At 72.5% G+C, this 14,938-nt stretch carries 10 protein-coding genes and 2 pseudogenes; 2 read left to right on the forward strand and 10 right to left on the reverse strand.

From position 1 onward, the window contains the following. Both ACYVPE_RS36135 and ACYVPE_RS36140 read right to left on the reverse strand, forming a co-directional pair. Positions 1-95: pseudogene (locus tag ACYVPE_RS36135) on the reverse strand (roadblock/LC7 domain-containing protein); the annotation flags it as partial. Between the two features lie 10 nt (positions 96-105). Next, the gene (locus ACYVPE_RS36140; protein ID WP_461038057.1) at positions 106-3,660 is read right to left on the reverse strand and encodes a sensor histidine kinase; all 3,555 of its coding nucleotides are present in this window, start codon (positions 3,658-3,660) and stop codon (positions 106-108) included. 542 nt (positions 3,661-4,202) lie between these two features. On the opposite strand from ACYVPE_RS36140, the gene ACYVPE_RS36145 reads away from it, so the two are divergent. Then, complete coding sequence (locus ACYVPE_RS36145; protein WP_461038058.1) at positions 4,203-4,382, forward strand: hypothetical protein; 180 nt, start codon at positions 4,203-4,205, stop codon at positions 4,380-4,382. 78 nt (positions 4,383-4,460) lie between these two features. On the opposite strand, the gene ACYVPE_RS36150 is transcribed toward ACYVPE_RS36145, so the two are convergent. From ACYVPE_RS36150 to ACYVPE_RS36185, 8 genes are all read right to left on the reverse strand, one after another. Next, a complete protein-coding gene (locus ACYVPE_RS36150; protein ID WP_461038059.1) occupies positions 4,461-4,658 on the reverse strand; it encodes an acyl-CoA carboxylase subunit epsilon in 198 nt (65 codons plus the stop codon). A 50-nt stretch (positions 4,659-4,708) separates the two neighbouring features. After that, a complete protein-coding gene (locus ACYVPE_RS36155; protein ID WP_461038060.1) occupies positions 4,709-6,313 on the reverse strand; it encodes an acyl-CoA carboxylase subunit beta in 1,605 nt (534 codons plus the stop codon). Positions 6,314-6,467: 154 nt separating this feature from the next. Further along, a complete protein-coding gene (gene cimA / locus ACYVPE_RS36160) occupies positions 6,468-8,087 on the reverse strand; it encodes a citramalate synthase (protein ID WP_461038061.1) in 1,620 nt (539 codons plus the stop codon). Positions 8,088-8,420: 333 nt separating this feature from the next. Next, a complete protein-coding gene (locus ACYVPE_RS36165; RefSeq protein WP_461038062.1) occupies positions 8,421-9,524 on the reverse strand; it encodes a branched-chain amino acid aminotransferase in 1,104 nt (367 codons plus the stop codon). Between the two features lie 298 nt (positions 9,525-9,822). Continuing rightward, on the reverse strand, positions 9,823-10,866 hold the full coding sequence (locus tag ACYVPE_RS36170) for a 3-isopropylmalate dehydrogenase (protein WP_461038063.1): 1,044 nt from the start codon (positions 10,864-10,866) through the stop codon (positions 9,823-9,825). 77 nt (positions 10,867-10,943) lie between these two features. Beyond that, complete coding sequence (locus ACYVPE_RS36175; protein WP_461038066.1) at positions 10,944-11,138, reverse strand: hypothetical protein; 195 nt, start codon at positions 11,136-11,138, stop codon at positions 10,944-10,946. Between the two features lie 182 nt (positions 11,139-11,320). After that, positions 11,321-12,952: an L-glutamate gamma-semialdehyde dehydrogenase gene (gene pruA / locus ACYVPE_RS36180; protein WP_461038064.1), complete on the reverse strand. Its 1,632-nt coding sequence runs from the start codon at positions 12,950-12,952 to the stop codon at positions 11,321-11,323. Between the two features lie 84 nt (positions 12,953-13,036). Continuing rightward, on the reverse strand, positions 13,037-13,963 hold the full coding sequence (locus tag ACYVPE_RS36185) for a proline dehydrogenase family protein (protein WP_461038065.1): 927 nt from the start codon (positions 13,961-13,963) through the stop codon (positions 13,037-13,039). Positions 13,964-14,193: 230 nt separating this feature from the next. On the opposite strand from ACYVPE_RS36185, the pseudogene ACYVPE_RS36190 reads away from it, so the two are divergent. Beyond that, a pseudogene (locus ACYVPE_RS36190) lies at positions 14,194-14,938 on the forward strand (PucR family transcriptional regulator); the annotation flags it as partial.

The following is a 14,938-nucleotide window of genomic DNA, read 5'->3' on the forward strand; positions in this document are numbered from 1 at the left end:
GAAACCACCACCGTGTGCGACACCCCAGGGGTGTTGTCCACAAAACTGGTGATCAACCAGTTCAGGTTCTGCGCCGCCTGGCTCATCGGGCTCACACCCACGCTCCTACTGGTACATGGGGCCGAAGCCCCGGTCTGTCCGGCCGGCCGTGGTACCGGCCTGGCGCCCCTGTTGTATTCCCCGGCGCAGATTGGTCAGCCGGCCGCGGACGTCGTCGGGACGCCGGGAGATCGACGGGCCCGCCGGGGCCGCCTGTTGCTGTGACGGCTGTGCCGCGCCCGCCATGAGGTTGGCGCGCGGCACCCGTCGGGGCAGTCCCGCGGTGGTGACCCCGCCGGCCGAGGGCTGGCGGAGCTGCTCGGCCTGCCGGAAGCGCTCGTCGTTGGGCGACGGGCGCCACGGGGCACCGATCTCGCCGGTGGTCTGGCGCGGTTCCTGCCGAGCGGCGGGACGCGCCGGGGCGGCGGGACGTTGCTGGACTGGCGGGGCCGAGCTCTGCGGTGACTGCCGGGAGCCAGCGGGCTCCCTCGAGGGGGACGGGGTCGGCGTCGAGGCACGGCGCAGGCCGAACCAGGTCGACTCCATCTCCTCGAAGATCGGGGTGCGTTCCGGAGCGTTCTGGGGCTGCTGGTGGGGCAGCGGGTCGCGCAGTTCGTCGGGCGCCCTGGTCGGCTCGGGGCGCTGGAAGGCGGTGGGTTGCGGTTCCTCACGCTGGTACGACCGGGGTTCCGGCTCGTACCTGGGCTCCGGCTCGTACCTGGGCTCCGGCTCGTACCGGGGCTCGGAGCGCGACCAGTCCTGGTCGCGGTCGGCCCAGGAGTCGCGCCGCGGCTCCGGCGGCGCCTGGGCGGGCTCCTCGGGGCGGACGGGGCCCTCCGGCCGGACACCGGGGAACTCGCGGGTGGCGAACTCACCGGTGTCGTTGGCGGCCTGGTAGCCGCCGATCGGGTCGGGGGAGGTCCTGGGGGTCGGGAAGCCGAACTCGCCGGTGTCGTCGGGCCGCGCCGGCGGCGCGGCCGGCTGCCGCGGCTCACGGCGGGCGAAGGCGTCGGCCATGGAGGACCGGCTCGGCGGGCCGCCGTAGCCGGGCCTGGGGAACTCGCCGGTGCCACCGGAGTCCCGGTCGTCGTGGCCGCGCGGCTGCTCGGAGTCGGTCCGCGCCACCGGTATTCGGCCGCTGTCCTCCATGCTGGCCCAGCTCGGCCGGCCGCCGCCGGGGGCGGACTCGGGTATGGAGGGCGGCGCGGCGGGCGGGGTCGGCGGCTCGCCCGGTGTCCTGGGCGGCTGGCCACCGGGTCCTGAACCCACCGGACGGGAGGGCAGCTCGGGCCGGTTGGGGCGGCGCGGCACCTGTCGGGTGGAGTCGTTGCGCTCCAGACTCCGCTGCCAGCCTGGCAGTTGGCCCTCGCGACCGCTGCCGAGCGCCGGCCCGGCGTCGCCGGCCGGGCGGCGCTGCGGCGGGGTCTCGCGGTGCAGGGTCGCGGTGGCGGGACCGGCCGGCGGGGCCGCCGGCCGCGGTCGGGCGCCGCCCTGGGCCACGTCGGCGGGGAGCATGACCAGGGCGGTGGTGCCGCCGGAGTCGGAGGGGCGCAGCTGGATCCGGATGCCGTGTCGCAGGGACAGGCGGCCGACCACGAACAGGCCCATCCGTCGGGAGACCGAGACGTCGACGGTCGGCGGGTTGGCCAGCCGGTCGTTGATCTCGGCCAGGTCCTCAGGGGACAGGCCGATGCCGGTGTCGTGGATCTCGACCAGCACCCGGCCGTCGGGCAGCGCGTGACCCGTGACCTTGACCTTGGTCTGCGGCGAGGAGAACGAGGTGGCGTTCTCCAGCAGCTCGGCCAGCAGGTGGACGAGGTCGTTGACGACCCGGCCTGCGACCTCCGTCTTGGGGACGGCGCTGAGTTCGATGCGCTCGTACTGCTCCACCTCGGAGGCCGCGGCGCGCAACACGTCGACCAGCGGCACCGGGCGGGTCCACCGGCGGCCCGGCTCCTCGCCGGCGAGGACCAGCAGGTTCTCGCCGTTACGGCGCATGCGGGTGGCGAGGTGGTCGAGCTTGAACAGCGAGGAGAGCTGGTCGGGGTCGGCCTCGCGGGACTCCAGTTCCGAGATCAGCGAGAGCTGACGCTGGATCAGGCCCTGGCTGCGGCGCGAGAGGTTGGTGAACATCGCGTTGACGTTGCCTCGCAGCAGCGCCTGCTCACCGGCGAGGCGGACCGCCTCGCGGTGGACGTCGTCGAACGCCTCGGCCACCCGGCCGATCTCGTCCCTGGTGTGGACACCGACCGACTCCACGGTGGTGTCGACGTCCTCGGGCTCGGCCTCGGACATCTGCTTGACGACCTCGGGCAGCCGCTTGCGGGCCACCTCGGTCGCGGTCTCCTGGAGGCGGCGCAGCGAGCGCACCATGGAGCGGGCCACCACGAAGGCGCCGACGAGCGAGATACCGAGCACCAGGATGACGACGGCGCCGTTGATGACGGCCTCTTGCTGGGCGTCGTCCCGCAGCGCGTTGGCCTGCGCCTGCATCTCGGCCAGGAGCTCGGACTCGATGACGTTCATCGCCTCGATCTTGGTCCGGTCCTGCTCGTACCAGTTGCGGTAGCTGCGGTCCGGCGAGTTCCTGATGCCCTCGGGGGCGGAGAAGACGCGCTGCGCGTACTGGTCCGCCTGGGTGACGTTGGCGATGCCGCCCTCGAGCGGGGCCAGCCGGTCGGTGGCCCGGCTCCGGCCGTAGATCTGCGCGAAGCTCTCCAGCTGCGCCGACTCGCTGAGGCTGCTGTTGCGGCCGAGGCGCCAGTCGACGTCGGAGAGGTCGGCGCTCTGGCCGGGGATCTCGTCGCGGGCGAGGCCGGCGGTGATCACGGCGCGCTGGATGGAGGCGTGCTCCTTGGCGGCCGAGAAGGCGGCCAGGGCTCGGGTGGAGCGGATCATCTCGCCGTTGCTGGTGGCCTGGGCCATGTCGAGCGAGAGGTTGAGCAGCGAGTCGATCAGGTTGTTGTAGGCGCCGATCGTCTGGCCGGCGTTGTCCGGGTCCTCGTACGCCTGCCGGCGGATGTTGCCGATCTCGTTGACCTGGCGGCCGATGTTGATCACCGTGGAGACGACGCCGCGCATCGCCTCGTCGGTGTCGGGCAGCCGCAACCGGGCGTCGCTGAAGGCGCGTTGGGCCTGGTTGGTGGCCTCGCGGGCCGCCACGACCTCGTCGCTGTTCCGGTCGCGGCCGCTGACCAGCGGGCCGGCCGAGCGGTCGCGCTCCTCCTGCAGGGCCTTGGCGAACTCGGTCGCCACCTGCGTCATGTCGGTGAGGAGCTCCAGGTCGTCCAGCTTCTCGATGTCCTCCATCGAGTTCTGGATCCGGAAGCCGCCGAGAAGGGTGGCGGCGACCACGGGGAGCGCGATCAGCGACACCAGACGGGTGCTGATGCGCCAGTTGCGCAGCGCGAGCCGCGATCCCGAGCGGCTGGGCCTGGCGGGCGCCGGCTTCTTGTCGGCGCCGGCGGTGGCCGGCTCGCGGGTGGGCAGTTCACCCCCCGCGGCGGGCTGTGCCGGGTCACCGCCCCCTGGGGCGGGCCCGGCGGAGGAGCCGCGGTCCGTCACACCACCAGGCTCCGCATCCCCCGCAGCACTGCCTTCCCTCTTGAAACGTCCCTGCACTGGCGTCGCAACCTCTGGACCTTGAGCGGCACGCCGCGAAGACGACGTGACGGTGTCGAGCCGGGGGCACCCGAGCCCCTTGACGGTTGTGGGCAACCGCCGCGTCTGACGGTCAGCGCGGCGAGTGGCGCTGGCGTGCGCCCCTCACTTCGGTGGCTGACCCGCGACGGTCCGTGTGATTCCAGCACAGTGGCCGATCTCCAACAAGGGCTGGGAACGCTCCCGTGACATCTATGACACTGCGGGGGCCGGCCGTCACGGCATGTACACAGCCAGTATGGAGAAATCGGACTTTTGTGCACCACATCACCATCGAACAAGCACACAACGGGTAGCTATCGTGTGGAAGGAGTAAACCTATGGACTCGTTTATCCCTTTTGCCCCGCCCGCCGGCTGTCCCGGTTTGACGTGTTTTCGCCAAACCGCCGTGAGCAAACTCACACCGAGCATGTGGCTGATTACCCGCTTCCGGCGGGTATAGCGAGCCTAGCCTCGCTTTACAGAACGTTCGGAAACGACAAGAGAGTCAAGGCAGAGCACCGTGAAGAGCACCCTGACGATCCGCTCCACCGCCAACCCGCGGCGCACCACGCTTGCACACCTCTCCGACGCCGGAGAGCTCGCCCTCGGCGAGCGCCCCGAGGCGCGCCTGCCGGAGCTCCCCGCGGCCACCGCGAATCCGCGGCGCACCGTCCTCGTCGAGCGGGAGAACGCCGCCTGATCCTCGGCTCACACGACGAACAGCCCCCGGCTCGGCCGGGGGCTGTTCGTTGTGTCGGGGCGCGCGCGGGGCGGCGCGCTACCCCTGCCAGCTGTGCGGCGCGCGGTAGCCGGCGCTGCGCTCCAGGCGGCGCCAGCCCGCGGTGCTGCGGTCGGCGCCGGCCGGCGCGGCGTCCTGCCGGGCGGCACGGGCCACCAGCAGGGCGGTGACGGCGGCCAGCTCCTCGGGGCTGGCCTCGCCCTTCTCCACCCGGACCAGATGGGGGTCGCTGTTCATCTCGCGCACTCCTTGTGGATCGTCAGGCTCGACTCGGGGACGTGGCCGCGTCACTGCGGTGGGTTGCCGTGCTTGCGGGCCGGCAGGTCGGCGTGCTTGCTGCGGAGCATCGCCAGCGACTGGATCAGCACCTGGCGGGTCTCGGCGGGGTCGATGACGTCGTCGACCAGGCCGCGCTCGGCCGCGTAGTAGGGGTGCATCAGCTCGGCCTTGTACTCCTTGACCATGCGCCCTCGCATGGCCTCCGGGTCCTCGGCGGCGGCGATCTGCCGGCGGAAGATCACGTTGGCCGCGCCCTCCGCGCCCATCACCGCGATCTCGTTGGTGGGCCAGGCCAGTGTGACGTCCGCGCCGATGGTCTGCGAGTCCATCACGATGTAGGCGCCACCGTACGCCTTGCGCAGCACCAGCGAGATCCTGGGGACCGTGGCGTTGCAGTACGCGTAGAGCAGCTTGGCGCCGTGCCTGATGATCCCGCCGTGCTCCTGGTCGACGCCGGGCAGGAAGCCGGGCACGTCGAGCAGGGTGACGATCGGGATGTTGAACGCGTCGCACATCTGGACGAAGCGCGCGGCCTTCTCCGAGGCGGAGATGTCGAGCACGCCGGCCAGCGACTGCGGCTGGTTGGCGACGATGCCCACCGCCTGGCCGTCGAACCTGGCGAGCGCGCAGATGATGTTGGTCGCCCAGCGCTCGTGGACCTCGAGGAACTCGCCGTCGTCCACCAGCTCCTCGATGACCGCCCGCATGTCGTAGGGGCGGTTGCCGTCGACCGGGACCAGGTCGACCAGCGCGTCGCAGCTCCGGTCCGCCGGGTCCTCGGTGGGGCTCGCCGGCGGGTTCTCCCGGTTGTTGCTCGGCAGCAGGGAGAGCAGGAAGCGGACCTCCTCCAGGCACGACTCCTCGTCGTCGTAGGCGAAGTGCGCCACCCCCGAGGTCTCCGCGTGCACGTCGGCGCCGCCCAGGCCGTTGTGGGTGACGTCGGCGCCGGTCACCGTCTTGACCACGTCGGGCCCGGTGATGAACATCTGGGCCGTCTCCCGCACCATGAAGACGAAGTCAGTCAGCGCCGGCGAGTAGGCGGCGCCGCCGGCGCACGGGCCGAGCATCACCGAGATCTGCGGGATCACGCCGGAGGCCCTGGTGTTGCGCTGGAAGATGCCGCCGTAGCCGGCGAGGGCCACGACGCCCTCCTGGATCCGGGCGCCGGCGCCGTCGTTCAGCGACACCAGCGGCGCCCCGGCCGCCATGGCCATGTCCATGATCTTGTGGATCTTGGCGGCGTGGGCCTCGCCGAGCGCCCCGCCGAAGATCCGGAAGTCGTGCGCGTAGACGAAGACCTGGCGGCCGTGGACCGTGCCGTAGCCGGTGACCACGCCGTCCGTGTAAGGGCGCTTGGCCTCCAGGCCGAAGCCCGAGGCCCGGTGCCGCCGCAACATGCCGACCTCGCGGAACGAACCGGGGTCGAGCAGCAGATCGATCCGCTCCCTGGCGGTCAGCTTGCCCTTGGCGTGCTGGGCCTCGGTCGCCTTCTCCGAGGGACCGCGCACGGCCTCCTCGCGGATGGCCCGCAGCTCCGCGACCCGCCCGTGGGCGTCGGTGGCGGTCCCCGTCTGCGGCGCTTCGGGCGCTACGGCCTCGGCTTGATCGGTCATGTATCGACCCTACGAAAACCCCGGCCGACCCGCCCTCGTCAGATCCGAACAGTCTCCGCCGCCGTTTGATGGCCGCGCTGCACATAGAGCGCGGAAAGGCACAGTCCGGGGCGGCGGGGCGCTGTGGGATCCCCACAGCGCCCCGTGGCCCGGGTCACTCCTCCGGGCGCACCCCGGCGCGCAGCAGCCCGTAGGTGTAGGCGTCGTCGAGCGCCTGCCAGGAGGCGGCGATCACGTTGTCCGCGACGCCCACCGTGGCCCACTCGGTGGTGCCGTCGCCGGTGGTGATCAGCACCCGGGTGGTGGACTGGGTGCCCTGCCGGCCCTCCAGGATGCGGACCTTGTAGTCCACCAGCTGGAGCCTGGCCAGCTCGGGGAAGGTGCGTTCGAGGCCGGCGCGCAGCGCCTGGTCGAGCGCGTGCACCGGGCCGTTGCCCTCGCCGGTGGCGACGATCCGCTCCCCCTTGGCCCACAGCTTGACGGTGGCCTCGTTCTCGCAGCCCGTGTCGGAGCGCTGGTCGGTGATGGTGCGCCAGGACTCCAGCCGGAAGAAGCGCTGGGGGCCGCCCTCGGCCTCCGCGCGGAGCAGCAGCTCGAACGAGGCGTCGGCCGCCTCGTAGCTGAAGCCCTTGAGCTCCTGCTCCTTGACCCGGTCGACGATCCGGCCGACCAGCTCCCGGTCCCCCGCCAGGTCGTAGCCGAGCTCCCGGCCCTTGAGCTCGACGGAGGCCCGGCCGGCCATGTCGGAGACCAGCATCCGCATCGAGTTGCCCACCAGCTCGGGGTCGATGTGCTGGTAGAGGTCGGGGTCCACCTTGATCGCGGAGGCGTGCAGCCCGCCCTTGTGGGCGAAGGCGGAGACCCCGACGTAGGGCTGGTGGGTGGCGGGGGTGAGGTTGACGACCTCGGCGATGGCGTGCGAGATCCGGGTCATCTCGCGCAGCGAGCCGGCCGGCAGCACCCGCCGGTCGTACTTGAGCTCCAGGGCGGCGACCACCGGGAACAGGTTCGCGTTGCCGACCCGCTCGCCGTAGCCGTTGGCGGTGCACTGCACGTGGGTGGCGCCGCCGTCGACCGCGGCCAGGGTGTTGGCGACGGCGCAGCCCGTGTCGTCCTGGGCGTGGATGCCGAGCCTGGCGCCGGTGTCGGCGGCCACGGTGCGCACCACGGCCTGCACCCGGGCGGGCAGCATGCCGCCGTTGGTGTCGCAGAGCACCACCACGTCGGCGCCCGCCCCGTGGGCGGTGCGCACCACGTCGAGGGCGTAGTCGGGGTTGGCGGCGTAGCCGTCGAAGAAGTGCTCGCAGTCCACGAAGACGCGGCGGCCGTGGGCGCGGAGGTGGGCCACGGTGTCCCCGATCATGGCCAGGTTCTCGGCGAGCGTGGTGCGCAGGGCCAGCTCGACGTGGCGGTCGTGGGCCTTGGCGACGACGGTGACGACGGGCGCCTCGGAGTCGATGAGGGCCCGCACCTGGGGGTCGTCGGCCACGGCGACGCCGGCCTTGCGGGTGGCGCCGAAGGCGACGAGCCGCGCGTGCCGGAACGGGATCTCGGCGCGGGCCCGCTGGAAGAACTCGGTGTCCCTGGGGTTGGCCCCCGGCCAGCCGCCCTCGATGAAGCCGACCCCGAAGTCGTCCAGGTGGCGGGCGATGGTCAGCTTGTCGGCGACGGTGAGGGTGATGCCCTCGCGCTGGGCGCCGTCACGCAGGGTGGTGTCGAACACGTGGAAGCCGTCGCCCTGGGGCTGGGTGGCGGGCTCGTCCTTGCTGGTCATGGTGGTGCGGGACTCCTGTCGAATGGAGGCGGCTGCGGGGCTTGGCTCCACTGCCCTCACGGCCCGTGTGCTCCCTCTCCGGTCCAGTGTGCCGGAAAACGAAAAGACCCCTCGCGGATGCGAGAGGTCTGCGCGCGGGTCTGAGGCACGGTGGCCGCCGACGCCTGGGTGGGCGGTGGCTGGCTCACTGTGGACCGGCGCGCTGGTCACCAATAATCATGGCGAACGAGAGCACGGGGCGAGTGTGGCACAGGCGCGCTCCCGTGCCACCCGCCGTCTCAGGATCCGGACGTCCGGGCCCGGCCGCCGCGGCCGGGCCCGTGGGCGTCCGGCTCAGGCCACCTGGTGCAGCCAGCCGTGCCGGTCCTCGGCCCGCCCGGTCTGGATGTCGACCAGGGTCTCGCGCAGCCGCAGGGTGATCTCGCCGGCCCGGCCGTCGCCGATGGTCCAGGCGCCGTCCGCCGACTTCACCGAGCCGACCGGGGTGATCACGGAGGCGGTGCCGCAGGCGAAGACCTCGCTGATGGCGCCGCTCTCGCACTCCCGCCGCCAGTCGTCCACGGTGATCCGGAACTCCTCGGTCGGGTAGCCGAGGTCGTCGGCGATCCGGAGCAGCGAGTCGCGGGTGATGCCGGGCAGCAGGGTGCCGGTGAGCTTCGGGGTGAGGATCCGGGCGTCGGCGCCGGTGCCCCGCACGAAGTAGAGGTTGGACGAGCCCATCTCCTCCACCCAGCGGCGCTCCACCGCGTCCAGCCAGACCACCTGGTCGCAGCCGTGCCTGACGGCCTCGGCCTGGGCGAGGAAGGCGGCCGCGTAGTTGCCGGCGCACTTGGCCTCGCCGGTGCCGCCTGGCGCGGCGCGCACGTAGTCGGTGGACAGCCAGACGGAGACGGGGCGCACGCCGCCGGCGAAGTAGTCGCCGGCGGGCGAGGCGATGACCATGAACAGGTACTCGTTGGCCGGCCGGTTGATGCCGAGCCCGACCTCGGTGGCGAACATGAAGGGCCGCAGGTAGAGCGTCTGCCCGGCGCCGCTCGGCACCCAGGCGGCGTCCTGCGCGACGAGCACGTCGATGGCCTCGACGAACGCCTCGACCGGAAGCTCGGGCATGCCGAGGCGCGCGGCCGAGCGCTGGAAGCGGCGGGCGTTGGCGTCGGGGCGGAAGGTGACGATCGAGCCGTCGGGCCGCCGGTACGCCTTGAGCCCCTCGAAGATCTCCTGCCCGTAGTGCAGCGCCATGGTCGCCGGGTCGAGCGGGATCGGGGCGTAGGGCTGGAGGGTGGCGTCGTGCCAGCCGCGGCCCTCGGTCCAGCGGATGGTGACCATGTGGTCGGTGAAGTACCGGCCGAACCCGGGCTCGGCGAGGGCGACGGCGCGTTCGGCCTCGGGGAGCGGCTGGGTGGAGGGCTTGAGGTCGAAGGTGATCGGGGTCGTCATGTGGGCGCGTCCTTTACGTCGGGTGGGCTTCACGTCGAGTGGGCGGACCGCGAGCCCGCGCCTGGTCGGTACTAGGACGTCCGAGCATCCGGATGCGCGACGGCCCCGCGTGTGAGATGACCGGTGTGGGGTCGATTATGACGCGGGGACCGACCGCACGCGCACGAGGGGCGGCCCAGAGGTGATGGTGGCATCCGGCGGGCGAGTTGCCCAGCCGCGCCCCGCGGGCGGCCGCGAGGTGGCCGCTCCCGGCAGGGTCGCGCCCCGCCGGGTCACCGGCAGGTGCCGACCGCAGTCGTCAGCCGGCTACTCGGGCCGCCAGCGCGTCGCCGATCGCGTCGGTGGAGCGCGGGGTGGCGGCGTCGCGCTCGGCCAGGTCGGCGGTGACGACGTCCTCGACGCGGACGGCCTCCGCCTCGTACCCGAGGTGGCGCAGCAGCAGGGCGACGGAGAGCACGGTGGCCGTGGGGTCGGCCTTGCCGGTGCCGGCGATGTCGGGCGCGGAGCCGTGGACCGGCTCGAACATCGAGGGGAAGGCGCCGGTCGGGTTGATGTTCCCGGAGGCGGCGAGGCCGATGCCGCCGGTGACGGCCGCGGCGAGGTCGGTGAGGATGTCGCCGAACAGGTTGTCGGTGACGATCACGTCGAACCGCTCGGGCTGGGTGACCATGAAGATGGTGGCGGCGTCGACGTGCAGGTAGTCGGTGCTGACCTGCGGGTACTCCTGGGCGACCCGGTCGACGGTGCGCTGCCAGAGGTGACCGGCGTGCACCAGCACGTTGTTCTTGTGGACCAGGGTCAGCTTCTTGCGGGGGCGGGCGGCGGCCCGTTCGAACGCGTCGCGGACGACCCGCTCCACGCCGTACGCGGTGTTGACGCTGACCTCGTTGGCGATCTCGGCGGGGGTGCCGGTGCGCACGGAGCCGCCGTTGCCGACGTACAGGCCCTCGGTGCCCTCGCGGACGACGACGAAGTCGATGTCGGGGCGGCCGGCCAGCGGGGTCGGGGTGTTGGGGAACAGCTTGCTGGGGCGCAGGTTCACGTAGTGGTCGAACACGAAGCGCAGCTTGAGCAGCAGCCCGCGCTCCAGCACCCCGGAGGGCACCGTGGGGTCGCCCACCGCGCCGAGCAGGATCGCGTCGTGCCCCTTCAGCCGCTCGAGCTCGGCGTCCGGCAGGGTCTCGCCGGTGGCGTGCCAGCGCTTGGCGCCGAGGTCGTACCGGGTGGTCTCGAGCTTGACGTCGCCCGGCAGGACGGCGGACAGGACCTTGAGCCCCTGGTCCACCACTTCGGGACCGATGCCGTCACCGGGAATCACCGCGAGATCGATGCTGCGAGCCATGGGGGGACCCTAACGCCGTCCCACGGCCTGACACCAGCGCGTCCACCATCCGGACGAGACCGGCGGGCGCGGCCGGTTCAGAGCGCGTCCGGCTCCTCGGTGCCGTCGAACACGGCGCCGTTGTCCCGCCGGTCCAGGGCGCGCTGGAGCGCGGCGGCCGCCTGCCGGCGGCTGGCCTCGCGCGCGGCCCGCGCCGCGGCACGGGCCCTGACCAGCGCGGAGTCGCCGGTGGAACGCGGACGGGTGACGGTCATGGGCAGCGTGGCGTCCATGGTGGATCAGCTCCAGGCGAGGGGGGCAGGGTGGTCGGGCGACGCTGCCCGAGCTTTGTTGCAGCTGAAGAGCCTCCACAAAAGTAGCGGTGATCCACAGTGATGTCTCGCTAAATACTCGACCGTCCTACTATGTGAGACGGGAATCACCCGTGGTCACGCCCCGCCGCCCCCGACGCGACTCAGCCCATGTGCGGATAGCGGTACTCGGTCGGCGGCACCTGGGTCTCCTTGATCACCCGCGGCGAGGTCCAGCGGAGCAGGTTGAACTTGGAGCCGGCCTTGTCGTTGGTGCCCGAGGCGCGCGCCCCGCCGAAGGGCTGCTGCCCGACGACGGAGCCGGTGGGCTTGTCGTTGAGGTAGAAGTTGCCGGCCGCGTACCGCAGCCGCTCGCTCGCCCGGGCCGCCACCGCCCGGTCACCGGCCAGCACCGCGCCGGTCAGCGCGTAGGCCGCCACCGACTCCATCTGGTCGAGCATCGTGTCGAAGGTGTCGTCCTCGTACACGTGGACGGCGATGATCGGGCCGAAGTACTCGGTGGAGAACACCTCGTTGTCCGGATCGGTGCAGGTCAGCACGGTGGGCCTGACGAAGTAGCCGACCGAGTCGTCGTAGGTGCCGCCCGCGATGATCTCGCACGTCGGATCGGTCCTGGCCCGGTCGATGGCCGCCTTGCTCTTGGCGAAGGAGCGCTCGTCGATGACCGCGGCCATGAAGTTGGCGAGGTCGGTCGGGTCGCCCATCGCCAGCCCCTCGGTCTCGGCGACCAGTGCGTCCCGCAGCCCGCCTTCCCACAGCGAACGCGGCACGTAGGCGCGGGAGGCCGCGGAGCACTTCTGCCCCTGGTACTCGAAGGCGCCCCTGGTGATCGCCGTCCGCACCACGGCGGCGTCGGCGCTCGGGTGCGCGACGATGAAGTCCTTGCCGCCGGTCTCCCCCACGATCCGCGGGTAGTTGCGGTACCGCTCGATGTGCGCGCCGACCTGCTGCCACAGGTAGCGGAACGTGGTGGTGGAGCCGGTGAAGTGGATGCCGGCCAGGTCGGGGTGGGGCAGCGTCACCTCGGACACCTCGCGGCCGTCGCCGGTCAGCAGGTTGATCACGCCGTCCGGCAGCCCGGCCTCCTCCAGGAGCCGCATCAGCAGCACCGCCGCGTGGGTCTGGGTCGGCGACGGCTTCCACACCACCACGTTGCCCATCAGGGCCGGCGCGGTGGGCAGGTTGCCGGCGATCGCCGTGAAGTTGAACGGCGTGATCGCGTAGACGAAGCCCTCGAGCGGCCGGAAGTCCATCCGGTTCCACACGCCCCTCGGCTGCACGGGCGGCTGCTCGGCCAGGATCTCGCGGGCGAAGTGCACGTTGAACCGCCAGAAGTCGATCAGCTCGCAGGGCGCGTCGATCTCCGCCTGCTGGATCGTCTTGGACTGGCCGAGCATGGTGGAGGCCGCGATGGTCTCCCGCCACGGCCCGGCCAACAGCTCGGCGGCCTTGAGGAAGACGGCGGCCCGGTCGTCGAAGGACAGCGCGCGCCAGCCGGGCGCGGCGGCCAGCGCGGCGTCGACGGCGTCCTGGGCGTCCTGCCGGGTGGCGTGCGCGGCCGTGCCGAGCCTGGCCCGGTGGTTGTGCGGCTGCACCACGTCGAAGCGCTCGCCGCCGCCCATCCGCCGCCGGCCGCCGATGGTCATGGGCAGCTCGATCGGGTTGTCGGCCAGTTCCTTGAGCTTGCGTTCGAGGCGGGCGCGCTCGGCGGATCCCGGCGCGTAGCTGTGCACCGGCTCGTTCACCGGCACGGGAACCTGGGTCACAGCGTCCATGACCGGGACTCCTTCACTGTTGGGGGTCGGTGTGTGTGGGGGGCGGACCAGGGGATCGGACCGGGGCATCGGACCGGGGGTGGGTCAGCGGCGCCCGGCGAGGGAGCGGGCGAAGAAGGCGAGGTTGGCGGGGCGCTCGGCCAGCCGGCGCATGAAGTAGCCGTACCAGTCGGTGCCGTAGGGCAGGTAGACCCGCATCCGATGGCCCTCGGCGGCGAGCCGGCGCTGTTCGAGGGGGCGGATGCCGTACAGCATCTGGAACTCGTAGGAGCCCGGCCGGCGGCCGAGCCGGGCGGCGAGCGACTCCGCGACGGCGATCAGCCGGGGATCGTGGGTGGCCACCATCGGGTAGCCGTCGCCGGCCAGCAGGATCCGCAGGCAGCGCACATAGGCGCGATCCACCTCGGACCGCCGCTGGTACGCCACCGAGGCCGGCTCCCGGTAGGCGCCCTTCACCAGCCGCACCCTGGCCCCCGAGGCGGCCAGCGTCTGGCAGTCCTTCTCGGTGCGGAACAGGTACGACTGCACCACCGCGCCGGTGTCGGGGAACCGCTCGCGCAGCCGGGCCAGGATCGCCAGCGTCGAGTCGGTGGTGGTGTGGTCCTCCATGTCCAGGGTGACCGTGGTGCCGGCCGCGGCCGCCGCCTCGACCACCGGCAGCACGTGGCGCAGCGCGAGGTCGTCGCCGCCGGGCAGCGCCTGCCCGAAGGCGGACAGCTTGACCGACATCTCGGCCCTGGCGCCAAGGTCCTGGGCGGCCAGCGCCTCGGCGAGCCGCAGGTACGCGTCCCGGCTGCGCAGCGCGCTCGCCTGGTCCGTGACATCCTCGCCCAGATGGTCGAACGTCACGTCGAGCCCCTCGGCGAGCAGTTCCGACGCGGCAACGAGCGCCTCCTCCCGCCGCTCACCGGGGATGAAACGGTCCACGACCGGACGGGTGACGGGCGCCGCCGAGACGATCCGCCGGACGGTGTCGCTGCGTGCCGCCGCGAGAAGGACAGGTCCCAGCACGGGCACCTCCACGTAAAGAGTCGGCGAAGACGAACCGGACGATGCGGGTTACCCGTGAAGGTAGGGAACGTCCGGAACACCCGCCATCGACAGCTGTCCGGCGGTCATGTCCGGGATCTCAGACATGTGTATGACCGCTGTACGAAAATGGTCGCGGAGGACCCTGCCGGCCGCGACGGGACACGACACGGCGGGACCTGAAACGCGACAGGAAAGGTGACGGCCGAGGGATGCGGACGGAGTATCAGGACCTGGTCGACGAGGTCTCCGCGCTGCTCGGGACCCCGGCGACCCTGGAGAGCCGCGACTTCGGGCTGATCGCCTACGGCGTCCACGACAGCGACGACGACGGGGTGATGGACCCGATCAGGACGCGCTCCATCCTGCGCCGCCGCTCCACGACGGCGGTGCGGCGGTGGTTCGAGAGCTTCGGCATCACCCGGGCCGCCGGCCCGGTGCGGATCCCGCCCGACCCGGCGGCCGGGGTGCTCACCGGCCGGATCTGCCTCCCGGTGCGGCACGGGGGCGTGGTGCAGGGCTACATCTGGCTGCTCGACGAGGGCGGCCTGCCGCTCGACGACCCGCGGCTGACCGCCGCGATAGCGGCCGCCGCGCCGATCGGCGCCCTGCTCGCGGCCGAGACGCGCGCGGGCGCGCGGGTGGGCGCGCTGCTGCGCGCGGTGCTGACCGCCGACCCGGGCGACCCTGCCAGGCCCGAGCTGGCCGCGGAGCTGGCCATGGCGCTCGGTCCGGCCGCCGAGGGCCCGCTCACGGTGGCCGCGGTCCTCCCCTGGTCAGAGGACACCCCCACCGACCCGGCCCTGGCCCCCGGCGCCCTGGCCCTCTGCCTGTTGCCCGCCCGCGGCAACCCGACACGACCGCCGGCCGGCGCGTCGCCACCGACATCCGCCGACGCGGCCCCGGCGGCGGGGCGCCGGCGGGGCGCGGGCCGCGCGCGCGAGGCCGGTTCGCCGG

This window comes from Streptomyces mayteni (assembly GCF_054783955.1).

Coding starts and splice junctions, on each gene's coding strand:
- ACYVPE_RS36150 (WP_461038059.1), bottom strand. CDS start 4,658: ATGAACAGCGACCCCCATCTGGTCCGGGTGGAGAAGGGCGAGGCCAGC.
- ACYVPE_RS36155 (WP_461038060.1), bottom strand. CDS start 6,313: ATGACCGATCAAGCCGAGGCCGTAGCGCCCGAAGCGCCGCAGACGGGG.
- cimA (WP_461038061.1), bottom strand. CDS start 8,087: ATGACCAGCAAGGACGAGCCCGCCACCCAGCCCCAGGGCGACGGCTTC.
- ACYVPE_RS36165 (WP_461038062.1), bottom strand. CDS start 9,524: ATGACGACCCCGATCACCTTCGACCTCAAGCCCTCCACCCAGCCGCTC.
- ACYVPE_RS36170 (WP_461038063.1), bottom strand. CDS start 10,866: ATGGCTCGCAGCATCGATCTCGCGGTGATTCCCGGTGACGGCATCGGT.
- ACYVPE_RS36175 (WP_461038066.1), bottom strand. CDS start 11,138: ATGGACGCCACGCTGCCCATGACCGTCACCCGTCCGCGTTCCACCGGC.
- pruA (WP_461038064.1), bottom strand. CDS start 12,952: ATGGACGCTGTGACCCAGGTTCCCGTGCCGGTGAACGAGCCGGTGCAC.